Source organism: Enterobacter sp. WP_7_1 (assembly GCF_003688535.1).
In the GTDB taxonomy this organism is placed as follows: Bacteria; Pseudomonadota; Gammaproteobacteria; order Enterobacterales; family Enterobacteriaceae; genus Enterobacter; species Enterobacter asburiae.
This window is the reverse complement of sequence record NZ_REFK01000001.1, coordinates 60,355-86,297: the sequence shown is the minus strand read 5'-3', so window position 1 is coordinate 86,297 and position 25,943 is coordinate 60,355. Positions and strand designations below refer to the sequence as shown.

General features: G+C 49.0%; 23 protein-coding genes and 2 pseudogenes. 18 read left to right on the top strand and 7 right to left on the bottom strand.

Features of this window, described 5'->3' with window-relative positions:
* Positions 1-148: 148 nt before the first annotated feature.
* Both mmuM and mmuP read right to left on the bottom strand, forming a co-directional pair.
* Positions 149-1,081: a homocysteine S-methyltransferase gene (gene mmuM / locus BJ885_RS00460; protein WP_121930950.1), complete on the bottom strand. Its 933-nt coding sequence runs from the start codon at positions 1,079-1,081 to the stop codon at positions 149-151.
* A complete protein-coding gene (gene mmuP / locus BJ885_RS00455) occupies positions 1,068-2,468 on the bottom strand; it encodes an S-methylmethionine permease (RefSeq protein WP_023334652.1) in 1,401 nt (466 codons plus the stop codon). The genes mmuM and mmuP overlap by 14 nt, the downstream gene beginning before the upstream one ends.
* A gap of 363 nt (positions 2,469-2,831) precedes the next feature.
* On the opposite strand from mmuP, the gene BJ885_RS00450 reads away from it, so the two are divergent.
* Complete coding sequence (locus tag BJ885_RS00450; RefSeq protein WP_029739734.1) at positions 2,832-3,941, top strand: AI-2E family transporter; 1,110 nt, start codon at positions 2,832-2,834, stop codon at positions 3,939-3,941.
* A 120-nt stretch (positions 3,942-4,061) separates the two neighbouring features.
* Positions 4,062-5,846 (top strand): sensor domain-containing diguanylate cyclase, encoded by a 1,785-nt coding sequence (locus BJ885_RS00445; RefSeq protein ID WP_121930949.1) that lies wholly within the window; start codon positions 4,062-4,064, stop codon positions 5,844-5,846.
* 30 nt (positions 5,847-5,876) lie between these two features.
* Here the strand turns inward: BJ885_RS00445 and BJ885_RS00440 are convergent, their stop codons facing one another.
* Complete coding sequence (locus BJ885_RS00440) at positions 5,877-6,386, bottom strand: hypothetical protein (protein WP_121930948.1); 510 nt, start codon at positions 6,384-6,386, stop codon at positions 5,877-5,879.
* Between BJ885_RS00440 and BJ885_RS00435 the strand changes: the two genes are divergently transcribed.
* Entirely contained in the window at positions 6,369-6,779 is a 411-nt protein-coding gene (locus tag BJ885_RS00435) for an L-dopachrome tautomerase-related protein (RefSeq protein WP_310886297.1), read from the top strand. The genes BJ885_RS00440 and BJ885_RS00435 overlap by 18 nt on opposite strands.
* On the opposite strand, the gene BJ885_RS00430 is transcribed toward BJ885_RS00435, so the two are convergent.
* A complete protein-coding gene (locus BJ885_RS00430) occupies positions 6,776-7,180 on the bottom strand; it encodes a helix-turn-helix domain-containing protein (protein ID WP_121930947.1) in 405 nt (134 codons plus the stop codon). The two genes, BJ885_RS00435 and BJ885_RS00430, sit on opposite strands and share 4 nt — an antisense overlap.
* A 123-nt stretch (positions 7,181-7,303) precedes the next feature.
* On the bottom strand, positions 7,304-7,948 hold the full coding sequence (locus BJ885_RS00425; protein ID WP_048975098.1) for a TetR/AcrR family transcriptional regulator: 645 nt from the start codon (positions 7,946-7,948) through the stop codon (positions 7,304-7,306).
* Between the two features lie 179 nt (positions 7,949-8,127).
* Between BJ885_RS00425 and BJ885_RS00420 the strand changes: the two genes are divergently transcribed.
* The 8 genes from BJ885_RS00420 (at position 8,128) to catA (ending at position 17,365) form a co-directional block, all read left to right on the top strand.
* Positions 8,128-9,624: an efflux transporter outer membrane subunit gene (locus tag BJ885_RS00420; protein ID WP_121930946.1), complete on the top strand. Its 1,497-nt coding sequence runs from the start codon at positions 8,128-8,130 to the stop codon at positions 9,622-9,624.
* A gap of 49 nt (positions 9,625-9,673) precedes the next feature.
* Positions 9,674-10,816, top strand: a complete 1,143-nt coding sequence (locus BJ885_RS00415) for an HlyD family efflux transporter periplasmic adaptor subunit (protein ID WP_047648609.1) — start codon at positions 9,674-9,676, stop codon at positions 10,814-10,816.
* A 13-nt stretch (positions 10,817-10,829) separates the two neighbouring features.
* Positions 10,830-12,374: a DHA2 family efflux MFS transporter permease subunit gene (locus BJ885_RS00410; RefSeq protein WP_047742743.1), complete on the top strand. Its 1,545-nt coding sequence runs from the start codon at positions 10,830-10,832 to the stop codon at positions 12,372-12,374.
* Between the two features lie 49 nt (positions 12,375-12,423).
* Complete coding sequence (locus tag BJ885_RS00405; protein ID WP_029739727.1) at positions 12,424-12,720, top strand: hypothetical protein; 297 nt, start codon at positions 12,424-12,426, stop codon at positions 12,718-12,720.
* Positions 12,721-12,819: 99 nt separating this feature from the next.
* Positions 12,820-13,515 carry a potassium channel family protein gene (locus tag BJ885_RS00400; RefSeq protein WP_029739726.1) on the top strand — a complete coding sequence of 232 codons (696 nt, stop codon included), beginning with the start codon at positions 12,820-12,822 and terminating at the stop codon, positions 13,513-13,515.
* Between the two features lie 665 nt (positions 13,516-14,180).
* Entirely contained in the window at positions 14,181-14,675 is a 495-nt protein-coding gene (locus BJ885_RS00395) for a molybdopterin-dependent oxidoreductase (RefSeq protein ID WP_045356353.1), read from the top strand.
* Between the two features lie 17 nt (positions 14,676-14,692).
* Entirely contained in the window at positions 14,693-16,624 is a 1,932-nt protein-coding gene (locus BJ885_RS00390; RefSeq protein WP_121930945.1) for a bifunctional diguanylate cyclase/phosphodiesterase, read from the top strand.
* A 63-nt stretch (positions 16,625-16,687) separates the two neighbouring features.
* Positions 16,688-17,365 (top strand): type A chloramphenicol O-acetyltransferase, encoded by a 678-nt coding sequence (catA, locus tag BJ885_RS00385; protein ID WP_121930944.1) that lies wholly within the window; start codon positions 16,688-16,690, stop codon positions 17,363-17,365.
* A 428-nt stretch (positions 17,366-17,793) separates the two neighbouring features.
* Here the strand turns inward: catA and BJ885_RS23550 are convergent.
* Positions 17,794-17,949 (bottom strand): annotated as a pseudogene (locus tag BJ885_RS23550) (HNH endonuclease); the annotation flags it as partial.
* Positions 17,950-18,211: 262 nt separating this feature from the next.
* Here BJ885_RS23550 and BJ885_RS00375 point away from each other — a divergent pair.
* Both BJ885_RS00375 and BJ885_RS00370 read left to right on the top strand, forming a co-directional pair.
* A pseudogene (locus tag BJ885_RS00375) lies at positions 18,212-18,358 on the top strand (phage polarity suppression protein); the annotation flags it as partial.
* 419 nt (positions 18,359-18,777) lie between these two features.
* Positions 18,778-19,203 carry a zincin-like metallopeptidase domain-containing protein gene (locus tag BJ885_RS00370; protein WP_121930942.1) on the top strand — a complete coding sequence of 142 codons (426 nt, stop codon included), beginning with the start codon at positions 18,778-18,780 and terminating at the stop codon, positions 19,201-19,203.
* A 121-nt stretch (positions 19,204-19,324) separates the two neighbouring features.
* On the opposite strand, the gene BJ885_RS00365 is transcribed toward BJ885_RS00370, so the two are convergent.
* On the bottom strand, positions 19,325-20,596 hold the full coding sequence (locus BJ885_RS00365) for a hypothetical protein (protein WP_050583705.1): 1,272 nt from the start codon (positions 20,594-20,596) through the stop codon (positions 19,325-19,327).
* 397 nt (positions 20,597-20,993) lie between these two features.
* Between BJ885_RS00365 and BJ885_RS00360 the strand changes: the two genes are divergently transcribed.
* Genes BJ885_RS00360 through BJ885_RS00340 form a run of 5 tightly spaced genes read left to right on the top strand, consistent with a single transcriptional unit; the run spans position 20,994 to position 25,938 of the window.
* Complete coding sequence (locus BJ885_RS00360) at positions 20,994-22,049, top strand: phosphotransferase family protein (RefSeq protein WP_121930941.1); 1,056 nt, start codon at positions 20,994-20,996, stop codon at positions 22,047-22,049.
* A gap of 23 nt (positions 22,050-22,072) precedes the next feature.
* On the top strand, positions 22,073-23,011 hold the full coding sequence (locus BJ885_RS00355) for a U32 family peptidase (protein WP_196760027.1): 939 nt from the start codon (positions 22,073-22,075) through the stop codon (positions 23,009-23,011).
* Between the two features lie 13 nt (positions 23,012-23,024).
* Complete coding sequence (locus tag BJ885_RS00350; protein WP_029739717.1) at positions 23,025-23,801, top strand: hypothetical protein; 777 nt, start codon at positions 23,025-23,027, stop codon at positions 23,799-23,801.
* Between the two features lie 17 nt (positions 23,802-23,818).
* Positions 23,819-24,790: an NAD(P)-dependent oxidoreductase gene (locus BJ885_RS00345; RefSeq protein WP_183128599.1), complete on the top strand. Its 972-nt coding sequence runs from the start codon at positions 23,819-23,821 to the stop codon at positions 24,788-24,790.
* Positions 24,787-25,938 carry a pyridoxal phosphate-dependent aminotransferase gene (locus BJ885_RS00340; protein WP_211138397.1) on the top strand — a complete coding sequence of 384 codons (1,152 nt, stop codon included), beginning with the start codon at positions 24,787-24,789 and terminating at the stop codon, positions 25,936-25,938. The genes BJ885_RS00345 and BJ885_RS00340 overlap by 4 nt, the downstream gene beginning before the upstream one ends.
* Positions 25,939-25,943: the final 5 nt, after the last annotated feature.

The window sequence follows — 25,943 nt, the reverse complement described above, 5'->3', positions numbered from 1 at the left end:
TTTTAGATAAAAAGCGGGAAAGGATAGTTGGTTTTGTGCAGTTGTTTTTTTCCCCTCTCCCCGTGGGAGAGGGTCAGGGTGAGGGCATCAGGCGCACGAAACCTTAGATGTAGGCCGGGTAAGGCGTAGCCGCCACCCGGCAAAGCACTCAGCGCTGCGCGTTAAGCTCAGCAATATCCTTCGGCGTGGTGCGACAGCATCCACCGATTAATTTGGCCCCGACTTCCAACCACTGCGGCAGATACCCCGCCAGCGTTTCGCACGCTTCACCGTGGTGATGCCAGGTTTTGGTGACCGCATCATAATGCTCGCCCGAGTTCGGATAGACCACCAGCGGCAGCAACGTCAGGCTTTGCAGATGCTTCAGCGCCGCCGTAGTGTTTTCCAGTGCGATGCAGTTAATGCCCAGCGCGACAATCTGCGGAGAGTTTGCCAGCGCGCTGACCACCTCACGCAGCGACGTACCGTCGCTCAGGTGTTCGCTGTCCCGCAGGGTAAAGGAGAACCACGCCCGGGCGCGGGGGTACTCGGCCAGAAGCGCCGCCAGCGCCTTAATCTCCACAAACGAAGGCAGCGTTTCGCAGGCCAGCAGGTCAGCGCCCGCATCCAGCAGCGCTTCCACGCGCGGGCGGTGGAAGGTGGTGAATTCTTCCGCACTGCGCACATAGTCGCCGCGATACTCTGAGCCATCCGCCAGATACGCGCCGTACGGCCCCACGGAGCCCGCCACCAGCAGCGTGCCCGCGTGCGGGTTTTCAGCCAGATACGCTTCGCGCGCCTTACGCGCCAGCTCCACGCTTTTACCGATCAGCCCGCGGGACTGCGCCTCGTCCAGCCCTCGCGCCGCAAAGCCCGCGGGCGTGGCCTGATAGCTGGCGGTGATCGCCACCTGCGCCCCCGCGCGATAGTAATCAAGATGCACTTCACGGATGAGTTCCGGGTTTTCCACCAGCACTTTGGCTGACCAGAGGCTGTCTGCCAGGTTACAGCCGCGCGCTTCCAGCTCCGTCGCCATCGCGCCATCCAGCACCACAAACGGCTGCTTTTCAAGGATGGCGGTAAGCGGATTATTCTGCGACATGTTCAGGCTCCTGCGATGTCATATTTCGGGTCAGGTAGTACGCACCATAACACAGGGCGACAAACGGAAGCCCGCAATAAAGGGCAATGCGCTGGCTCGGATCAAACCACAGGCCGACACAGGCCACCACGCAGAGGATAAAACCGAGCACCGGCACCAGCGGATACCACGGCGCGCGGTACTGCAGCGCAGACAGCGGCTGGCCGGACTGCAAATGGCGACGACGGAAAACAAAGTGCGACGCGCAGATGCTGATCCACACCGCCACCACCGCAAAGCCGGAAATCGCCGAGAGCGCGACAAACACCGTATCCGGGGCCACGACGCTTGAGAACAGCGCCAATACGCCGCCGAGCATAGAGACCGACAGCGCCGTCAGCGGCACGCCGTTTTTGTTTACGCGGGCAAAGCAGCGCGGCAGCGTTTTCTCATTCGACAGCGACCACAGCATGCGCCCGGAAGCGTACAGGCCCGAGTTCGCCGCCGAGAGGATCGCCGTCAGGATCACGAAGTTAACGATGTCTGCCGCGTAAGGAATACCGACCTTTTCAAACACCAGCACGAACGGGCTCTTTTCCACGCCCGCCTGCTGCATCGGGATCAGCGCCGCCAGCACAAATACGGTGCCGATAAAGAAGATAATCAGGCGCGCGATGGTGGTGCGGATCGCAACCGGAATCACCTTGTGCGGATTTTCCGTTTCGCCCGCCGCGATGCCGATAAGCTCGGTACCGGAGAAGGCAAAGTTCACTGCCACCATGGTCATCAGGATCGGCAGGCCGCCGTGCGGGAACCAGCCTTCGGCAGTGATGTTGCTTAACCCCGGCGCGGGGGAACCGTCCTGCATCGGGATAAAGCCAAAGACCGCCGCCCCGCCAAGGATAATAAAGGCGATGATGGTGATGACTTTGACCAGAGAGAACCAGAATTCGCCTTCAGCAAAGAAGCGCGTCGAGATGACGTTCAGGCCAAAAATCACCACGCAGAAGACCACGCACCAGGCCCAGACGGGCACCTGCGGGAACCAGTACTGCATACAGAAGCCCGCGGCGGTGAAGCTGGAGCCAAGCGCCACCGTCCAGGTGAGCCAGTAGAGCCACGCCACGGTGTAGCCCGTCGCCGGGCCAAGATAGCGGGCGGCATAGACGTGGAACGCGCCGGTTTCCGGCATCGCCACGGAAAGCTCACCCAGACACTGCATCACCAGCCAGACCACCAGCGCGCCTATCAGGTACGCCAGCAGCGTGCCCGCCGCCCCGGTCGTGGAAATGATGTATCCGGTATTGAAGAATAACCCTGTCCCAATCACGCCACCCAGCGAGAGCATAATCAGGTGGCGTGTTTTCATGGTGCGCTTAAGCTGCCCATTTTCTTGTTGTGTTTGCATATTACCTTCTATACGTATGGACATCTAAACATCCAAAGAAGGTGTGTTATACCGCGATTGTTAATAAAAAGCTAGATGACCAGACGCAAACGGGCACGCCTCGCGCTGAGTCTGGGGTGGGTGGTGAGGATCACATAGAGAATCGGACGCCAGGCCATAAGCACCTCCGCAAGCAGATACTTACAGCATGGTGCGGGAAAAGGCGATCTTCGGTCAGTCGAAAGTGGTATCCGTGAAGAGCAGATTCATACCGCAACACTGCCCGCAGGACGGTTAAGGCGCAGCCGCTAACCGGCGCAAGGTTGGTAATTCTCACAATCAGTTCTATAGTCGACACAGTTTCTTAGTAACCAGGACTGACTGATGCGCTTTAACGGACTGACCAAAGGTTTCTTTATCTTCATTCTCGCCCTTGTGACCTGGGCCTTCTTCGACGTGCTGTCGCCCTACTTCTCCGCGATACTCTGGGCCGCCATTCTGACCGTCATCTTCAACCCGGTAAAAAACAGGCTGCGCGCCGCGCTGGGGGATCGCAACGGGCTTGCCTCGCTGTTGACCATTGGCATTATCTGCCTGATCGTCTTTATCCCGTTGATGGTGATCCTCTCCTCGCTCGCCATTGAGCTGAACATGGTGTACACGAAGCTCCAGGAGAACAACACCCAGTTTCCGGAAGTGGTGGCGAGCATCTTCAACCATCTGCCTGACTGGGCCAGCGGCTTCCTGGCGGATCACAACCTGACCAACGCGGCGCAGATCCAGAAAAAACTCTCCGACGTCGCCCTGCAGGGCGGGCAATATCTCGCCGGCAGCGCGTTTCTGATTGGCAAGGGCACGTTTGGCTTTGCGATTAGCTTCGGCATCATGCTTTATCTGCTGTTCTTCCTGCTGAAAGACGGCCCGTATCTGGTACGCCAAATCCTCGACTCCCTGCCGCTGTCTGATTTCGCCAAGCAGCACCTGTTCGCCAAATTCGTCGGCGTGTCGCGTGCCACGGTAAAAGGTACGGCGGCGGTGGCGGTGGTTCAGGGCATCCTCGGGGGGATTGCGTTTGCAATTGCCGGTATTGACGGCAGCGTGCTCTGGGGCGCGCTGATGGCCTTCCTCTCACTGGTGCCCGCCATCGGCTCGGCGATAGTCTGGGTGCCCGCCGCCATCTTCCTGTTTGCCACCCACCAGCTGTGGCAAGGGCTGTTTATTGTCGGCTTCTTCGTGATTATCGTCGGGCTGGTGGACAACATTTTGCGCCCGCTGCTGGTGGGGAAAGACACCAAAATGCCGGACTACCTGATTCTGATCTCCACCCTCGGCGGCATGGAGCTGTACGGCATTAACGGCTTTGTGATTGGGCCGCTCATTGCCGCGCTGTTTATCGCCTGCTGGAACCTCTTCTCAGGGCGCGATCACGAAGGTAACGCCGAAGAGCTGGACCCCGACTTCATCGAAGAAGGAAAAAATCCTCCAGAATTGTGAGGATGTGACGATATAGACCACACCAGGCGGCGCTGTGCCGCCTTTTTTTTCGCCTTAAATCAAACGTTTTCTATAATTTGAAAGAACGCCATCCTACTCATGTCGTAAAAGGATCATCAGGTGCGAATCGCAACGATTACAAACTGGGCCTATGGTGCCACGGTCTGCCTGACCATCGCCTCCGGCATTATCATGCTGATGGCGTCCAGTGCTGACACTGCTGAACGTCAGGCCGTTGAACAACGCCAGCGTTTTGATGAGCTTACGGAAGATATCGAAACCGATGCCTGGGCGCAGTCGGATTTAGCACGCCTTTACGTCATCAAAAAAGATCCGCAAACGTTAAAGGAATATAGCCAGTCAGAAAACAACCTGAAGAGCGTTGAACTCCGGCTTGAAAAGCTGCGGGACAACGGCGCATCGGATGATGAGCTGTCCCTGCTGCGCGAAGGCATAAAAATTATCGATGAGCTGCAGGACGAACAGCAAACCGCCCTCTCGAGCCTTGAACGAGGAGAAGACGCACAAGCCGTTGCGCTGCTCTACGGTGCGCCCTATGAGCAGGAGCTGGAGCGCGCGCAGAACCAGATCGATCACTTCCGCCAGATACTCGACAAACGCGTCATCGCCTCCGTTCAGGACGCGACAAAAAAATCGAAAGCGCTGCGTACGGCCTCTGAGCTGATGGTCGGCCTGACCGCCCTGCTGTTCTTGTTTGTTCTCGGCTTTATATTGAAGCGCCGCGTGCTGCGTCCCGTGGTGCGCCTGAGCGACGTGGTGCACCGTCTGGCATCCCAGGATTACGCGGTTGAAACGCCCAATTTCAACCAGATTGATGAGATTGGCGATATGGCCCAGGCCATCCGCATCTTCCGCGAAAACGGCCTGGCGCGACAGCGTCTGGAAAGAGAACGCGATGCCGACTGGGCCATCCGCGAGCTGCTGGCGCGCATGACCCAGCGGCTGCAGGGGTGTGAGAACTTTAACGATGTGATTAACGTGGCGGAGCTGTTTGCGCCTAATATCGCGCCGGGGATCGCGGGCCGACTTTACGTCCTTGACCGGGAGCCGTGGCAGATGCGCTGCGTCGCGCAATGGCTTTCACCGGTTGGTGAAGAGACGAGCTTCCACCCTGACGAGTGCTGGGCCGTACGCCGCGGGCAGAGCCACCCGCCGGTAAACGGTGAGCCGGATATCGCCTGCTATCATCTTCCGCCCCCCCAGGCGGATAGCTCGCTGTGCGTGCCGCTTATCGCCCAGGGCGAGGCCATTGGCCTGCTCTCCTTCCAGAATATTACGGCAGACAACGCCCCTTCCCGAGCGTATCTGGAACTGATGGCCGAAGCGCTCGGGCTGGCGCTGGCCAACCAGCGTCTGCGCGACGCGCTGCTGGAAAAAGCCTTGTTCGACCCGCTCACCGGCCTGCGTAATCGTCATCATCTGGAAGATACCCTGCAAACCCAAACGGCACAGGCGATGCGTACCGGCGAGCCGTTAAGCTGCATGATGATCGACATCGATCACTTCAAGAGCATCAATGACCGCTTCGGCCATGAAGCGGGCGATCAGGTGATTAAAAGCGTGGCGTCAATTGTTCAGCGGGCCGCACATGATAACGGGCTCGCATTCCGCTACGGGGGAGAGGAGTTTCTGGTGCTGCTTCCCGGTGCCGATGAACCAGAGGCGCACGCCTGCGCACAGAAGATTTACAATAGCGTGCATGAGCTGTCGCTTCGCTACGGGCTGACCGAGATTGGGCCGGTGGATGTGTCGATTGGCATTGCCAGCTACCCGCAACATGCCCAGACTGACAACCTGCTGCGCGCCTCGGATGTGGCCTTGTACCGGGCGAAAGAGCTGGGCCGCGCGCGGATTGTGAGCTTTGGGATGCTGGAGGCGGGTTAGCGGATTATCGCGCCAATCCCCTCCCTTGGTTCAGGAGCGCGTGATAGCCCAAAGCACCACGATCCCCAGTGCGTTACTCCGCTTTTCCACGTACAGGGTGGTATCGGCATAAAAATCACCCTGCGGGTTACAGATGCGGATCTCTTTTTTTAATTCCGGCTCGTAGACTGCCGCACCCGAGCAGCTGTGGCGGGTACTGGATTCATACCGGTAAGGTTTGCTCCAGGCCGAATAGTCCCCATCCAGTAGCCAGGCCGTTGTAAAGACCACAAACGTGGCAACCGGCAGGCTGCAAATGAAGAAGCCGAGGTAGATTTTTACCGCGTCAGCAAGGCGTTTTCTTTTCAGTCTCCCCTTTCTGATGAAATTAACCATCAGAACAAGGGCCAGCAGCAACGCTCCACAGGCAAGGACATGCTCCCCGCGGATAGTAAGAAATGTCACGCGGTAAACGTTGACAGACCAGACCACAAAACCCGATATCAGTACTATCCCGCCCGCGATGAGTGGGATCCAAAAGGAATAACGCTCTTTTTTCATGGTGGGCACGTCCTTGTCATTCTTGCAGGGTCTGCGGTACCAACCGCGATACTGAGGCAGCCAGCTTCAACCGATGCGCAAATCACCGAACAGATCCGCGATTTGGGTACAGTGGGTGGCAATACCGACGGTATTGTGACAGATGAAAAAGGTAACCTCTACATTACCGATGTCACACGCAATGGTATCGTCAGATACGATCCTAATACCCTTTCCATGTCGCTGATTGCAGCAAGCGAAGACGTCCACTGGCCAGACACGCCGGCAATCCGTCCGAATGGGGATCTAATATTTACCTCGAGTAGCCTCAATGACCACTTCGCGGGAGCCATTAAATCCGGAGAGGAATGCTATGATTTATGGCGTTTGCCTCTCAGTGCTTCAAAGGATTAGTCGCGCGTTACCTCAGTAATCAACATCGACAATCCATTCATGTAATGACTTTTTTTAGCCTGCTCGCGGTATTTGGTTGGGGAGAGCCCATATTGATTCGAGAACGCTCTGCTGAATGTTGACGGCTCCTCGTATCCTAACATCGTGAATATATCTGAAACAGAGAGCTGCGTATGTCTGAGCATATGCGCGGCCTTTTCAAGTTTCCGGCTTCGGATATAGAGACCTATACTTATGCCACACTCCTGGCGAAAGTTCCGTTGAATGTAAGCCAGTGAATAACCGGATTTCCGCGCCACATCTAAAACGGTAATGGGCCGGTATAAATTCGAGTCAATCCAGTGAGTAAGAGACTTAATTACAGCTTCACGATCTTTTAAGAGAGTAAACTTTATACACATAAGTATCCACGAAATTTTATTTACAAGAAGGCCGCTGGCAAAGTCATCCAATGACAATTGAAAATAAATATTCCCAAAAGAAAAATCACCCTAATAATAGGGTGAAAGAACACTTACTGTATTTTATAAAGATGTCTTTGCTACATCTTCAATTTTTTCAGGACCATACAGTTTCATAAATGCATTAACGGAGGCTTGCGCCTTCATGACGATTTCACTTTCGTCAGGCTGATCCTTTCTTGCTTTTAAAAGCAAGGGTTCCAGTATGTCGGCCTGGAGAAGAGAACGAAAATACTCAGCCGCCAGCACAGGATCATCTTTTCTTAAAATATTTTGATTCATTAAATCGGTAAAAAGCGCCGAAACATTTGAACGCAATTTTTGCATTCGCGCATAATATAATTCTCCGATACCCGATCTTCCGGCCTCGGAAATCATTAATCTTTGCAAATCCACAATATCCGGAGAGCAAATATAGCGTAAAAAGGCAACGGCAAATTGCTCGATGACCAGCTGTGGTGATTTTCTGAAAAGGCGCACCTGCCCCGCAGTTTCAATAGTCATGCTCTTTATATACTGTTCAGTTTCTGAAGACATGCATTCTACAAATAGCTCTTCTTTCGAAGAAAAGTGACTGTAAATTGTCGATTTTGAGCCACCAACAATCGCGTTAATCTCTGAGATAGATGTGGCATCAAATCCTTTTTGTCGAAACAGTCCGGATGCGACTTCCAGAATCTGTTGCCGTTTAAGCGCTCTTTTATCCATATGTTTCCTCGTTAGTTTAGGTGCCTGGCCGGGGCCAACACTTTTTGTTCTCTGATTTCGGAATCACGTCAGATAGTAGGGTTCGTAATCGTACTGACGAGTACATTTTCATTTGACGGCGCTCAGAAGTCAAGATATAAAGTGTACCGTACTGTACGGTACTGTATTTGGACTACTCTATGAACAGCATGATGAGCGTACTGATGAAAGGTTTTCAGGAGACACTTCCGAGGTGTCGCATTTCCGGTTTAACCCGGTCCAGGATAGTGATGGGCTGTGTTGTCATTTCCGCCATCAGTATGAGCGGATGCGCCATAATCCCCGATCTTGGCACCCCACCGTCTATGAAGACGGTCTCACAACTTAAAAGCGATCAAAGTTTCCCACACCAGAACGGCCAGTGGCCGAAAGATTACTGGTGGAAGAAATACGGTGACGAGCAGCTCAACGGGCTGATTGATGACGCGCTTAAAAATTCCCCTACGCTTAACATCGCCGAAGCTCGCGTGAAGCAGGCGCAGGCGATGACGCAAAGCGCGAGCGGTTCGCTTTTCCCTGAGGTCACCGCAAACGCCAGCTTTATGCGGGACAAAATGAGTTACAACTATGTGACGCCTGAAAGCGCAACGCCTCAAAACTGGAACAGCTACGGGCGCACCACGCTTGATATGAGCTGGGAAATTGATTTTTGGGGTAAAAACCGCGCAGCGCTCGCGGCTGCGACGTCTGGTGAAATGGCGGCTGTAGCGGAAGAAGCACAAACAAGACTGGTGCTCTCTTCTTCTATTGTTACCGTTTACGCGGAGCTGGCGCATTTATACACCGTTCGCGAAACGCTTAACGACACCCTCACTATACGAACCAGTACGCTCGCGTTGTTCCAGCAACGACATGACGCGGGGCTTGAAGATTTATCCAGCCTTCAACAGGTCGAGACGCGTCAACTCAACGCAAAAGCAAACCTGGTGGCAATAGATGAAGCTATTGCGATCAAAAAACATGAGCTCGCGGCACTGATCGGCGATGGGCCTGACAGATCGCTGGCAATCACCGCGCCTAAGGCAACGCTTTTAGCGCATGAGGAACTTCCTCCGAATATTGCGTTGGATCTGATTGGTCGCCGTCCTGATATTGTCGCGGCGCGTTTACGCGCCGAGGCGGCAGCAGAGCAAATCAAACAGAAAAAAGCCGGTTTTTACCCAAGCGTTAATCTGGTTGCCTTTGCCGGGTTCCAGTCACTGGGTATTAACAACCTTACCCGGAGTGGCTCAGCAATTGGCAGCTTTGGCCCAGCCATATCGTTGCCAATATTTAATACGCAGAAGCTCCAGGGTGATTTGAAATACGCCAGCGGTGAATATGACATTGCGGTGCAGGTTTATAACGACACGTTAACGAATGCACTTCGGGAAGTGAGCGATGCGCTCACCAGCAGAGCCTCTCTTAAAGACGAGATGCTTTATTCCCAGGGAGCAGTCACGTCGGCAGAAAAAGCGTATTCCCTCACCAAACAAAGATATGAAGGAAAGGTCGCTGATTATCTGGACGTGTTGTCCTCGGAAGATGAGCTGGTCGCGGCCCGCCGAAAATTAGCCGATGTAAATTCTCGCGCCTTTACGATTGACGTCGCATTAGCGCGCGCATTAGGCGGCGGATATACCTCGAGCAAACAGTGATTTTTTAACACCAGGTTAATTACTAAATAGTGGAAAGAAAGGAAATAAAATGAGTCATTCTGCAGCTATTGAAAATCAAAATATTGAATCATCCGATATCAAAAAGAAAAAAAGAAAACGTTTATTCTCTTATCTCGCATTAAGCATAGCGCTGGCTGGCGCAGGCTCGTTCGCATACTGGGAATTAGTGGGTTCCCGATATGTTGAAACCGATAACGCCTATACCGATGTTGAGTCCGCTCAGCTCTCTTCCGCGATCACCGGTACGGTCAGTGCCATCCTGGTCACGGATTCTCAGGTGGTAAAAAAAGGCGATGTTCTGATCCAGCTGGATCCTACTGACGCAGAGTTAGCGCTTAATCAGGCGGAAGCAAACCTGAACCTGGCCATTCGGCGGGTAAATGGATATAAGGCCACCGACACAAAACTCGGCGCAGAAGTTGTGGCGAATGAAAAAGAGCAAAAACGCCTGCTGGCCCAGGTTGATGCCGCAAACGCTGACTTCCAGCGCGCGACGGTTGACCTCAAGCGACGCGAAGCGTTAATGCAGACGGGCGCGATTTCAGGCGACGAACTGACGCGTATTCAAAACGTTTATGCTTCCGCACTGGCAAACCTGAATGCCGCTAAAGCCGCCGTGGCGCAAGCAGATGCGGCAAGACAGGCGGCGGTGGGTGCAAGACAAGCGAATGCCGTGATGATTGAGGATGCAAATACCGAAACCAACCCGGAAGTTGCTCTCGCCAGAGCCAAGCGCGATCAGGCCAGACTGGATCTGGAAAGAACCGTGATCCGTTCGCCTGTCGATGGCGTGGTTGCTCGTCGCCAGGTCGAGCTTGGACAACGCGTCCAGCCTTCCACACCGTTACTGTCCGTGGTGCCGGTGCAGCAAATTCACGTCAATGCCAACTTCAAGGAAGTTCAGCTCCAGCATGTAAAAGTGGGACAGAAGGTAGAACTGGTAAGCGATCTGTATGGCGATAGCGTGCCTTTCCATGGAACGGTAGAAGGCTTTGATGGCGGCACCGGCGCAGCGTTTTCAATTATTCCTGCGCAGAACGCAACGGGTAACTGGATTAAGGTTGTTCAGCGTTTGCCGGTGCGCATCAAACTCAATGCTGATGAGCTTGCAGCGCATCCGTTGCGGGTTGGTCTGTCCATGAAAGCGACAGTTAACTTAAAAAGTGAATAACGGAAACCAGGCCATGTCTACATTAGTTATCGATAATCAGCCGCCTTCGCTGAAAGGCGGTATGTTATGGATTGGTGCCCTGGTACTTGCAATGGCTAACTTTTTAGCCGTGCTCAACATGACCATTGCAAACGTCACTCAACCCAACATGGCTGGTGCCCTGGGCGCAGGAACCAGCCAGGGCACATGGATCATAACGGCCTATGCCGTGGCTGAAGCCATCACGGTGCCGCTATCAGGATGGTTAACCACACGGTTCGGCGGCGTGCGCGTTTTCTCCGTTTCCGTGTTCATGTTCGGTATTTTCTCTTTGCTTTGCGGCCTTTCCACTTCGCTGGGAATGCTGCTGCTGATGAGGGTTTTTCAGGGCATGGCGGGAGGCCCCCTGATGGCCTTATCACAAACGTTACTGCTGCGTATTTTCCCGAAAGAAAAATCCATGCAGGCGACGGGACTATGGGCGATGACAACATTGCTCGCGCCCGTAATAGGCCCGGTGCTGGGTGGCTGGATTTGCGATCATTACAGCTGGTCGTGGGTGTTTATCATCAACGTTCCGATGGCAATCGCTTTTTCAGTCGTGGCGTGGTCAGTACTGAAAATCTTCGAAGATACGCTGGTTAATAACTCTATTGATATCGTTGGGTTTATTTTATTGGTGATCTGGGTTGGTGCCCTGCAGATCATGCTCGATGAAGGGAAAGACCTTGACTGGTTTGCCTCAGAGGAAATTTGCGTTCTGGCGATTATTGCCTGTATTGGCTTTTTAAGTTTCTGCATCTGGGAGCTGACCGCTGAGCATCCGATCGTCGATATCAGAGTGTTTCGCCATCGCGGTTTTTCGGCCAGCATGTTTGTGCTCGCACTCGCGTTTGGATGTTTTTTTGGTCTGAATGTCCTCACGCCTTTGTGGCTACAATATAACTTAGGGTATACAACAACATGGGCAGGGATTGTGGTGGCCTGGGGCGGACTTCTGCAGGTGGTATTTTCTCCGGTTGCCGCTAACCTTTCTAACAAAATCGATCCGCGCATTCTTATCTTCTTTGGCTGCGCCTGGCTGGGTCTCGACACCTTCTGGCGATCCTATGCGACGACCGATATGGACTACTGGTCCATCTGCGTACCTTTGTTATTCATGGGCGTTGGCATGCCGCTGTACTATGTCCCTATTACGGGGCTTGCAATGGGCTCTGTAGATGAAACGGAAATGGCTTCAGCCGCGGGGCTAATGAACTTTGTTCGAACGTTATCGGGTGCGTTTGCCACATCGCTCGTAACGACGTCATGGCAGGACCAGCGCTATATAGCACATGACAAACTGGCGTCCGTCGTCGACCCTACTGGCGATCTTTCGCACTACATTAGTTCGGCCCCTCAGCAAGGTGGACAATTTGTGCGCGAGCTTTTTGACAAGATGGTAAACAGCCAGAGCATGATGCTGTCGACTAATAATCTGATGATGTCGATCGGCGTGATATTTTTTATCGCTGCATTTGCAATTGCATTAGCACCTAAACCTTCGCGCGTGGTGGATGCCGCGTCTGTAGGACACTGATATTTATTCAGCACAAGGACGTGAGTATCAAAAAAACAGAGAAAATCTGATGGACAGTAAATCATATACGCCGGGCAGCCGGGATATTCTGTACAAGAAAATATTCCTTTCAATTTCCGAAATGAAATACCTTGAAAGGGAAATAAAAAAGTTCAACTGGCTAGAACGTACTTTTTTAAGAAAAAAAGAGTTCTATAAAATGCAATATCACAAAAGCAAATGTGACAGCAATTTCTTTAGATTTATCAACAGCGGACAGGACAACCAGAATACGTTAATTCATATCCTTGAACAATTACCTGAAAATCATCCTGACAGAACATGGCTGACGGGCTTCCTGATTTGAAACCATCAGGCAAATAACGAAATAAGCCACAAGCCGTATCCCGGCTGATTAACATTCCGGATGTGACATATATAAAAACTCTAAATTCAGGTTAACATCATGAAAATGAGTGACTTTCAATGTCTTATTGAAAAGAATAGCGATTATAAGGATGTTTGTCTTACCATTCTTCTAATACTGCAGGTTTTAACCATTTTTATCATTTCACCCGTTACGGAGAGCGAACATAAAAACTATCACTGGCTTAACAATGCGCTGTTCTCAGCAATGGCCTTGATTTCGGTATTCATTGTTTCGAAGGATATAAAAAGGTATCTGGCTATCCTCAGTTTTTCTTTTTGTCTGGTCGGGTTGGCCGTCGGGTCAACAACGACCACGCACAAAACCACAGGAGTACTGGTTCTCCTGTCAGGGATTTTTTTCTGTCTCAACGTTAGCTGGATTGTGGCGAAACAGGTTTTCGATGAGGGTGTTGTGACGCTGCATCGCATTCGCGGCGCCATGGTTATCTATCTGAATATCTCACTTTTGTTTGCGCTGCTGGACTGTTTACTGGTGGGATTCATTCCAGATGCATATACAGGAATATCGGACGATAACTCAATTGAAACGATGCTTTACTTCAGCCTCACCACGCTAACCACCCTTGGCTATGGAGATATTCTGGCAATACATCCTTTTGCACGTAATCTGGCGATGCTTGAAGCGGTGATGGGTCAATTCTATATGGGAACAATGATCGCTATTTTAGTAGGTTTACATATAGCACAGAGGACTCCTGCGTCAAAAAAGTGAATAAACGCTATTTTTAACATGCCGGACATATATCATTTTGCTGGCAGAAAAAAGTGGACGCTTCCCAGCGGAAGAAGCGTCCAAAAATCAGGCAATTATTCAGACACAGATTGAAACCGTAAACTGACGATCTCATCGATAATATCTCACACCCCCTTCTCTTCATTATTTACATTTTCTGCCATGGCATAAGAAAAAACTCATTCTGCAGGCGTTAACGTTTTTAGCAGGCGTGTTGCCCGCGCAAACCGGCAGGATAGTATTCATCCCGTCGGGAGCTGCGTAACCAGTGGCTTTTCACGTGAGGTGGACGAATTGTGCACAGCGCCGGCCGCACCGCTTGTAGGAGGGCGATACCCATGCTGAGCGGTTGCACGCTCGCCGTTTCATCACGGGTAAAATCAGTGGTGTAAGATGATTACAATCAATTAAAGCGATCATTTTTTAAACACATGAGAGCTTATGCAAGCAACTTTAGCTTTTCTCAAAAAGTTAAGCGTCGTCAGAGTGTCCTACACCCTCTCAACACCAATCACTAAGCGATTGATTTAATTGAAATTAAATCAGTAAAAATTCTAAAAACCATTAGTACTCAACAAAATATATAAACTAGTGTGATATCTAAATTATAATTCTTATACTTCTGTTAAAAAGTGGAGGCCAAAATGCGATTAACCCTACTGCTGTTATGCTGTCTCGTACAAAGTGTAACCTGGGCTGGCGAACTGCCAAAACCAGTTGGTAAACCCATTTTAACGATTTACGGTAATATAGAAAATACCAATGAAAATGGAAAAGCAGTGTTTGATCTCGCCAGCCTTGAAAAACTGGGTGTGGTGAGTTTCGAGACGACATCTCCCTGGTATAACGGTCGTACGAAGTTTGAGGGTGTTCCCATGAATAAACTCATGGATTATGTGGGTGCGAAGGGAACTAACGTTAATGTTATTGCGCTCAATGATTACTCTACCGTGATCCCTCTAAGCGACTTTAAAAAATACAACGCCATACTTGCCCTAAAGATCAATGGCGAATATATGCGCATCCGCGATAAAGGCCCATCATTCATTGTATACCCCTATGACAGTCTTCCTGAGTTGAATAATCAGATTTATTACTCGCGTTCAGCATGGCAGGTTAGCAAAATGAAGATTGAGTAGTCGTTCAGGAGAACATAATGAACAGGATACTGGTTGGTATCATTTTTTCTCTTTTTATCACGACAGGATATATTGCATTTCTTGTTTACGATCGACAGCAGGAATTGCAAAAACTGACTCAATACACCGAGTCCTGGTCCGTGGCACAACTGGTATCAGAGTATTACCGTTTTGAATCATGGCTTGGTCTATACGCAACCGATACCGATGACGTTACGATAGACCAGGTCCGCATGCGTCTAGAAATTATGCTCAGCCAGAGCGATTTAATGAAAGGGGGAGATTTAGGTCGCTATATTGACAGCGATAAAGCGCATCAGGAGCTTGCTTTGCGCTTAGAGAAAATACTGACCTATCTGGATAGCCATCTTGAAAAAATGAGCCATCCAGAGTTACAGGCATACCTGACAAATATGCATGCTCTCGACGCGCCGCTGAGCCAGCTTTCTGCAACGGCACTGACGAAAGATATTAACACGGTTAATGAATCCAACCATAAAATACAGATCCTTTACTATATTTACTCCGCACTTTCATTACTCCTGGTGATATTAAGCTTTATTCTTGGTTTCTTAATGATCTACCAGAATAAAAACATTCTCAAAGCACACATGCAGGTTAAAAGCCTTGCTGACGAACTGCAGATATCAAAAGAAACGCTGCAAATTCAGAACTCGAAGCTTGAATATGATGTTTATCATGACTCCCTCACCGGCATGAAAAACCGCCTCTTCTTCTGGGACGATCTCAACAAAATTAATCTTCAGGCAGATAAAAATCATATCCCCGTCACGGTGATGTTATTTGATTTAGACCGCTTCAAAGAGGTCAACGATACCTATGGCCATGATGCCGGAGATTTGCTGTTGAATCAGGTATCCAGACGCCTCACCTCAATGAGCAGCGCCACGGATACATTTTACCGTTTGGGCGGAGATGAGTTCGCCCTTCTGTCCAGTGGCCTCACCGAAACAGCAGCCGTTTCGCGCGCCAAAGAAATCAGCGAACACATCAGCCAGCCCTATACGATTAATAACCAGCTGATAAAAATCGCCACCTGCGTGGGTATCGTATTATCTGATAATGAGCGGCGCTCTGACTATCTTTATAAATTTGCCGATCTGGCGCTCTACGAAGCCAAAAAAGAGGGTTCACAGCAGATAAAAGTCTTCCGTCAGTGGATGCTGCAAAAGTTGCAGGAAAGCAGAACTCTTGAACATGATATGGCACTGGCGATCGATAACCATGAATTTGTTGTTTATTACCAGCCTATTGTCGATTCATTCAGCAATGAAATTTACGGCTATGAAGCGCTTATTCGCTGGATACACCCGGTGAAGGGGATACTGTCACCTGATTACTTTATTTCTGTCGCGGAAAAAACGGGGATGATCAATCAGATCGGCAAAAATGTGCTTGAGCTGGCCTGCCGGGAAGCGGTTTCCTGGGCGGTTCCAGCAAGGATCTCTGTGAACGTCTCACCCGTTCAGCTGGGCACGAAATCATTTACGGCGATGGTACAGTCCATCCTGAAGGAGACTGGACTTCCGGCAAACCGTCTTGAATTAGAGGTTACGGAGTCATCGCTCTTCAGCGACAGCAACACGCCGCTCACTATTCTCAAAAAGCTGAGAACGCTGGGTGTAAGAATTTCAATCGATGATTTCGGAACGGGTTATTCGTCGCTCTCACGTCTGAGTGAACTGAATTTTGATAAAATTAAAATCGATAAATCCTTTGTGAACCCGATATCCACGCAGGATGATGCCCTTAATATCGTTAAATTGATAACCGGCATGGCGAAGAGCCTCAATATGAGGGTAATTGCAGAAGGTGTTGAAACCGAAGCGCAGCTTGAACGTCTTCAGGCGCTTGGCTGCGATCTCGTGCAGGGATATCTGTTCGGAAAACCACAGGCTGAGATTGACAGGAAGATTAGATACGGTTGAAATGGTTGCGCGGCTTTTTCTGGCCCAAAACCCTTTAGGCGATTGATAATCAAAGGTTAAACAATGAAAAAAACAGCCCCGGAATATACGCCTGTTGATTTATCTCGTTGGGCCAGGAAGGAGCATTTTGAAGTATTCCAGTCATTTGCCGAGTGTACAATTAACCAAACGGTTCTGATCGACATCACCGCGCTGCGAAAGCATATCAAAAAGGTCGGCTGGAAGTTTTATCCGACGATTATTTTCCTCCTCTCTAAAATCATGAACCGGCATCCGGAATTCCGTATGGCCATTAAGGACAATGAGCTTGTCATATGGAATGAAATTCATCCCAGCTATACCATTTTCCACCCTGAAACAGAGACCTTTTCATCATTGTGGAGCCATTTCGACGGCAATATTCAGCACTTCCAGAACACGTATGCAGAAGATGTTGCGCGCTATGGCAATAACCTTTCTTACTGGCCTAAGGAAGAGTCCCGGGAAAATGTCTTTTTCGTATCGTCTATTCCCTGGGTAACGTTTACGAACTTTACTATGAACATTGCGCACATGAAGAACTTCTTTTCTCCTATGTTCACGTTTGGGAAATACTACGAACAGGATGGGAAAGTGTTGTTGCCTATGGCGGTGCAGGTACATCACTCGGTATGCGATGGTTTCCATGTGGCAAGGATGTTTAATGAGTTGCAGGAGTTGTGTGATGAGTTACCAAACCAATCTGGGGAAGTTAATGGTTGACTCACCAAATGTCTCTTTGAAAAGGAAATTTGAGGAACGTTTTATAAAATGATGCAATAACAGGGGTCGAACCAAGTCGGTATAATCCAATACTTTGTAGGTGTTTGATTACTCGGCCGTCTCCTCTGGACCAATTTTATTCAGCACCAGACCGTTGTCGAGCGTGATCACGTCCCGTTTATTCACGCTGGTAGCCATCTGTTGCCGATTGCTGCATGACGTCGAGACATTCGGAGTTAGAGATATTACTGCACCCGACACTTTCGATGATATCAGGAAAGGTGTCGACACCGACGCGCTGATTTTAAATGATTAAGTATCAGGTCGGCACCGGAAACTAACGCTATGGTAAATCACCGCCTTTTAACAAGACGATTGCATGGTCAAGGTGCTTGTAGAGTTTATACATGAAGATTGTTAAGCTCACTCGCCGCTGCATTACCACCGAGCTGCTGCGCGGTCTGATGGAATCCCTCGATATTGCCGTGATAGATCCCGCCCGTGGCCAGCAGTCGACCTGCAGTTTTGCTGTTGATGGTTTTTGCGGGCTGGGCATGTTGGGCCGGTGCCGCCTGGCGGACCTGATATCGCGGGAGTTTCAACTGCCGGGACAGAATGTATCGGAGTCGGGTTTGAAGGGACAGAGGCAGGTCATTGCGAAGGTCACCGGATGTCGTCAGCACGCCCGAAATGGCATGGCCGGCTGTGTGGCTGTAAGCAACGGGTTCTGCACGCTGAGAAGAAAGCACACTGCTTGCGGAAGATGACAGACAGCCCACATTAGCGCCCCATCCGAACGCAATGGATGGCGAAAATCTGTCGGTTGTCGAACCACGGACCGGGCAGGCCGAACAGACATACCGCAAACAACCTGCAGGTAGCGGCCGGAGTCTGCAAACGCTGCGTAAAATTATCGACGTGAAAAAGTGGGAAATAAATCAGGCTGCCGGGCGAGATATTCGCTCGCATGAGGGGATGCAGCGCATCGGCATAGTGTTTAAAAGCAGGTTGAAACAGTGCGATAGCATGAACATAACAAACAACATAAAACCATTGATAAACATGCATTTTTCTTGTTTCATCTTTATAAGCCCCCCCCTTTTGTGCCCCCATCTTGTTTTTTATGCGTTCACAGACCGTACAAATCTTCTCGGCTCTTAAATTCCACCTCACTGCCGCGATCGGCTAAGAACAATATGACTTACTTCCCGATACGAATGCTCTCCTGGCATGAAGGATATCTGTAACGGTCAAATATGGCACTTGTACGGTATCTCGATAGTCATTGCCAGAGGTCTGGCGAATCAGTAAGCATTATAGGACGTCCTGCTTCTCGATGCGCTTCCGCAGACGCACATCACATTTGACCCGCTATCGCAGGTGGTGGCCCTGATAAAGCGTACCGGTGCGAAATGATGGAAAGAGTACGCTCGGCGTTTTACCGGCCTGCGGCGGATGAGACCGTCTTATCGGCTCGGTTTCGCTTCAAAAAGGCAGATAATTTCTACGCCACCACACTACATGAGCTGGTTCACTGGGCGGGAGCGGCGCACAGATTAAATCTTATTCATCCTATCCGCTTCGAATCAGAGGAATATGCTTTTAAGGAACTGATTGTCGAGCTGGACTGTGCATTTTTAATAGCCGACTTAGGCGTGACGGGGGAAATGCAGCATGAGCGCTATCATGCGCCATGGCTGATTTCCTGTATCCTTTTTGTAATAAATGTAGAGTTCCACCTGAACAACAGACCGGCTGCGCGGTGTATTGATCCCCTGCGCGCTGAAGGAAAACTGATCCTGCAGCACCCAACGTTCAGCTCCATTAACTGCGTATAGACAAAATTTAACGCAAGTGTAATAGGTGGAAAGTATGCGCCTCTCCTGAGTTTGACAATGTAAATATGCTGCCTGGGTAGCTGCGACAGGTCATTTACAAACAAGCAATTCACTACATGCCTTATGGCAACTCTTTTGCCCCAGCAAATACAAGGTCGCGTGATGCTTCTGCGATGCGGATCCCCTCATTGAATTTTGCACTCCGCTCAGCGCGTGCCAGCGAACCGATTTTGAACTGACCAACCCCCAAGCCTACCGCAAGGTGCATTACAGCTGTATCCTCGCTGTCAATAGAGCGCCCTGCCATGATGGCTCCCCAGCCTTTGCTTCGCGCATGACTTAACGCCGAAATCGTCTTTGTTAAGGTGCCAGACTTTGCCGGCTTGATCATGATGGCATTGCACAGTAAAGCTGCATCCTCGGACTGCACCAGTCGCGGATCGGAATCCAACAGATCGTCGCTGATAATTTGTACTTGCTTGCCTGACAGCTGCATCAACTTACGATATCCCGCCCTGTCTTCTACCGCCAGCGGGTCTTCAAGTGACATGATCGGAAATTCTTTGATCAACGAAGTCAATGTTGCAATGTAGTCATCTGAAGTCTGACCGCTACCTTCATTTCCGTTCAGCCAGTAATGGCCTGTCTCGTAAAAACCATCTGCTGCGAAATCGATTGCTATGCCAATATCTTTACCAGCCGTAAGACCCGAATGCGCAATGGCTTCGCTTACCATCTCTAAAGCATGGCGAAAATGGTCGTAGCTTGGCCAAAGTCCCCCTTTTTCACAGAGCCCTGTGGGTTTTCCTGCCTTCACCAGCTGATTTTTAATACGCTGAAATATTTCTGCCCCGATGCAGAGTGCATGCTGATAGTTTTCTGCGCCGGGGGCAATCACCATTACATCCTGTACTGTTGAAGCATAAGATGCATGAGCACCACCGCCGAATATTTCAATTTCTGGCAACGGCATAACGGGTTCAATATATTCTTGTTGAATGTATTTCCATAACGGAATGGCATAATACCTGGCAGCAAGGTCCGCAACCGCAATAGAAATTGCTGCAGTGTCAGCATGCGAGAGTTTATTATTTTGTGTACTTAAGCTCAAAATAGAGTCAATGATAAGTTGGTCGTCGATACGCTGTCCCAGCAACTGCGGGGTGAGTATTTTGTCAATGTATTGGATTTTAGAATCCAGCATTTTATGTAAGTTGGTGCATATGTTTTCGCTATTTAATATTGGGTCAACATAACCACCTGACAGACCCGACTGCGTTATAGCTCTGGCTGAGATCCGTTTATCAATAAAAACCTCAATCTCAAGCGCGGGCAAGCCTGAAGAACTCCAGACCTTACGTGCTATTAATGCAGTGATAGCTGTTTTCACCATGGCTATTGGTCTCGTTGTAACTTGCGGTTAGATAAGTAAGTTCATATGGGAAATGTTTGCCAAAAGAATGCTAAAAGAAAAAGGCTATTAGTCAAAAGATTAATACCTATGAAAATTAGGAGGGTCCCATTAACACCAGAGTTAAAGTGATTATGTTCACATTTAATTTCATAATTAAAAATTATGACCAAAATATATCTTTTAAAAAAATCATAAAAAACAGCAGGCTGCATTTGCCCCCTACTATTTTTGGCATAAGACAATTCTTAAGTTTTTTTTGCACTTTAAAGAAATGTAAATAAAATGCTTTACATGTTAAATATCACCTTGTAGATTCAAATTCGCTCACTGATACAGCTTGTAAATAACAAACGCCAAAATCCAACCGGACAACGTTATGGCTCTAATGGATACCGATATGCCATTTCCCCAGGCTGGGGGAATTGTAGAAATTGATTCTGATGAAGTTGATTACGTGCTTGAGTTAATGAATGGCACTGGCATTGAATTGTTTTCCAGCCAAAATGTAAGACGACTTCAGGGAGGAGTTTCCTCCGATGTATGGCTTATGGATTGCCTGCAAGGGAATAATCTTAAGCGTTATGTTATTAAACAGCCTTTAGCAACATTACGGGTTCAGAAGAACTGGTCAGCCCCGCTAAAACGAGCATTTTATGAGAATTTATGGCTGGAAATGGCCAGCCGTGTGTCAGCGGAAAGTGTTCCTCACGTTTATTATTTTGATGAAAAAAAACCGCTGTTAGTGACGCAGTACATAGACGTTACTGAAGCTGAAGTCTGGCAAAGGCAGCTGTTCTCTGGGCGGTTCGACTTGCTATTTGTTCAACAATTAGGTGAGCAAATTGCCATTTTTCACGAGATGACGGCAGGTAGCCAGAATTATGCCAGAGAGTTTAATAGTGCTGACATTTTACGTGCGACGCGCATTGAGCCATATATCTTTGCACTGATCGACACATTTCCAGACATGAGTGAACGCCTCGTTGAGATTGGCGAGTCGGTTCTGGCGAATCGTATCTCGGTGATACATGGGGATTTGAGTCCAAAAAATATTCTTAATCGTAATTCGAAACCCGTTTTTTTAGATGCAGAATGTGCCTGTTATGCTGATCCGGCTTTTGATATCGCATTTTGTATTAATCATTTGCTATTAAAATTTTATCGGTTAGGGGATGCCCGTTTTATCTTGATGTCCAGACTGCTTGCTACGTCATATCTGCAAAAAGTGAACTGGGAAGATCGTACGGGACTTGAGAAACGGATAGCGGCACTCATTCCAGTACTGATGCTGGCAAGAATTGACGGGAAGTCAACGCTGCACTATCTGAATGAGTGCCATAAAAAAACAATTAGAAAGAAAGCCCTTAACCTTTTAACTAAGAATCTGTTTTCTCTTGATTTCATTTTTAACGAAGTAGCATTCACACATTAGTTTTCATACAGGAAGGATTAAATATGAGCTTAAAACGTAGTGCTGATAAAGCGCGGACTATTCTCCGTGATAATGGTTTTCCTTTTTCTGATGATGTGACCTTAGAGCCTTCGGGGCGTTCATTTCCGAAGGGGGGGCAATATGGTGTAGAAATACCTGCAGTCAATAATCTGATGATGCTGGAAACAATAGTCTCGGCACTGCGCGAAAGCGAAATCTATTGTACCCGGTTTAATGAAACGCATGGCTCTTTTTTGCGTTCCGACCGTGAAATTAAAGAAATGCTACAACTGTGTCATGAAAATAACTATGGCATGCTCTTCGGTCTGGGACCGCGCCCGGAATATGATGTTAAGTCCTCTTTTTACCGTACCGAGTTCGGAATGGAACAGGGTCGCCAGCTCAATAACAATGATGCCATTTCGCACTCCATTGAAGAAGCGCTGCGCTTGAGTGAGCTGGGCTGCCGTGGCCTCATCGTTTACGATCCGGGTGTGCTGTTTATTCTTAATGAGCTTCGTAAAAAAGAGATCCTGCCTGCAAATATGAAGTTTAAAACGTCCTCACATTGCATGGTAACCAACGCTATTATTGCTCGTCTGATGGCTGATGCGGGGGCTGACAGTATTACTACAGCCCATGATCTTTCTCTCGCTACGATGTACGAAATCCGACGTTTCAACCCGGACCTGGTGATTGATATTCCGATTGATGTCTATGCATCAAAAGGTGGGTATCTGCGTTTCTATGAAGTGGGTGAGCTGGCTCAGATTGCTGCCCCGATGTATCTGAAAGTCGGCGCGAGCGCTCAATCCCATCCTTATGACAGCGTTGGTGCGCCGGTTGCCAAAGAACGTGTGCGTCGCCTGGGCCTGGTACTGGATCATCTTCAGCAGGTTGCACCTGAACTACAAAAAATTGATCACGCAGATCCTACGGTTTGCTTACCACAGCAGATGTAATGGTTGCATCGTAATGAAAGTATCTCATGCCCGCGAGAGCTCCAGCAGTGCTGGGCTCTACGAAATGATGCAAAGAGGATCGGTGTACGTCGACATATTTGGGCCTGAAAAGCCAGGAGCAGACTACATTGAGAAGGCGGTAAGAGAGCTGGCGTTGGCAATGCCACAGCATAAGGTTAACAGTTACTTTATGGCCAAGCCTGAAACCATTGCCAGGACTGATCTGTGCTTATTTTGCTATACAAAAGAGACAAATGAATGTTGTGGTTTTTTAAGCTGCAACGTCGCTGAGATCGCCGGTAAAACATGTATCATGCTTTACACATTGCTGATATCGGAAAAACAACATGGAACCCGCGTCACTTATTCCATATTGCAAAGTCTCTTTTCGACATTGTCTCAAAAAATAGGCCTGGATTATGAGTATATTATTTTGAAAACCGTTAACCCTCGTTCTTTCAAAATACTTGCTTCTTTTTCAGACATTCAAAATTCTGCTTTCTTTCCGCAGATACTACTGAGCAATGATAACGAACTGGCTGACTTCTCTATACAACTGGCTAACTATCTGCATCCTGGATTTAGATATAATAAAAAAAATGGTGTGATATATAACGCAAGTGGTGAAGTGCCTGATGATTTCTATCAACAAATGCCACAATGCCGTGATGCTGTTGTTAATGAGTTTTTCTCCGCCAACCTGACACTGTCAGACCGGATGATCTGTATATTGCATCTTTCTGATGCTAATGCGAGAGCACAGCTATACAGCCGATTCAAAGTCATATAATGATTTTTGGAGAGCGAGTGAAAATTTTTTTCTTTGGAAATATGGCCTGCTACTTGAGCCGCCAGATGCATTTGTGTGCAGAAAAGCACGTTATGACCTTTTTGGATGAGTCTGCGACAGACGCGGAGATTGCCTCTCATTGCCAGAATACAGATATTTTAGTATCCATGGTATTTGATCAGCGTTTTGTAACCAGTAGTCTTAAAAAGGTTCTTGTTCCTGGAATTGGCGTTGATAAAATTAATTTTTCACAATTACCTGAGAATGTTGAGGTTTTAACTTGTGCAGCACACGAGATGGCCGTATCGGAATATATTCTCAGTTACGTCATCTCATATTTCCGAGAACTGGATAGTATTGGGGAAAGGTTTAAATCCAGCTATGACTGGCGGGATTGTTCACGGCTGGGAGGCATTGCGCGAAAACAACTCAATGAACTCACTGTTGGTGTTATCGGTGGTGGGAGAATTGGTCGCAAGGTGATTGAGGTTTTTTCGTTCTTTGGCTCATCCTGTCGCTGCCTGACTCGTTATCCATACGAAACCTCAGGTTCAGTTTTGTTTTTCCCACGAACTGAACGGGATGACTTTATCCGGGGATGTGATGTCGTAATTGTCGCTTGTGGTGTTGATAAAGATACCCAAAATATTATTGACCAGCACGCCATCACTATGATGGAGCCGGATACATTACTCATTAATATCGCCCGGGCTGAATGTGTAAATTATGAGGCCCTGGCCGCTGCCTGCCACGACAGAAAAATCGGTCGAGCTGTCATCGATGTATGGCAGTTTTATCCTCAAAAAGGAGACCAGGCATTAAGACCATCAGCGGCAGATTTTAGGCAACTCGATAATGTCGACATGACTCCACATATTTCGGCCTGGACCAGAAAGGTCATCGCCGATCGGGCCGCGATCCTTGCGCGTTATATCAATGAGGAGTCGTGCAATAGTGCTGAAGACGTATTACAGGAGAACCAGGCGTGAAATCTTTATCCCAACGTTCAGATATCTCACCTTTTGTTGTTATGGACGTTATGCAGGCAGCTGCCGAACGTGAGGCCCACGGCAAGATCGTATGGCACCTCGAGGTGGGGCAGCCTGGTACCTCCGCCCCGGCCTCCGTCATTGAGGCATTAAAAACCGCATTACCGCAACAGACGCTGGGTTATACGGTCGCTGCAGGGCTGAGTGCACTGCGTGAAAATATTTCTCAGCATTATGCTGATTTTTACGGGATCTCAGTCCCAGCTGAAAACATTATTGTCACCCCGGGCTCATCGGCTGCGTTTATCCTGGCATTTTTGTCAGGCTTTGACAAAGGGGATCGGGTTGCTGTACCGGTTCCGGGCTACCCCTGTTATCGCAACATTTTATTAGCACTAGATTTAATCCCGGTTGATATTCACGTCACCGCGGAGACTGATTATTTGATTACTGCGCGTCATCTCAGGGACCTGACGGAGCCGGTAGACGGAATCATTGTTTCATCACCGAATAATCCTACCGGTACCATGTATGACGCTGCTGTGCTGGATGAACTGGCGGTGTATTGTGACAGTAACGCTATTACTCTGATTTCAGACGAAATTTATCATGGTATTACTTTCGGTACTAAAGCAACCAGCGTACGTCAATATTCCGAGAAAGCGATTGTGGTCAATAGTTTTTCAAAATACTTCTCGATGACAGGCTGGCGCATTGGCTGGATGATTGTACCGGATAACTGGCTGCGAACCGTTGAACGACTGATCCAGAATCTGTTTATCGCTACCTCAACGCTGAGCCAAGTGGGCGCCATTCACGCTTTTAAAGCGTATCAGCTTATGGACGAATATGTATCCGGATATCAACAAAGAAGAGATATTCTGTATGCAGCATTGAAAGAGTGTGGATTACAAAACATTACCTACCCTCAGGGGGCTTTTTATATCTACGCTGATGTATCACATTTAACCCATGACAGTGTGGCTTTCTGTAAACAGTTACTTGAGGAAACGGGAGTTGCCATCACTCCGGGTGTTGATTTCGACCCTTATAATGGACACAAATTCATTCGTTTTTCCTTTGCTGCAGATTTAGCGACGATAACCTCAGCATCTGAGATTCTTATTTCCTGGTTCAGTCGGAGGTAAGTGAT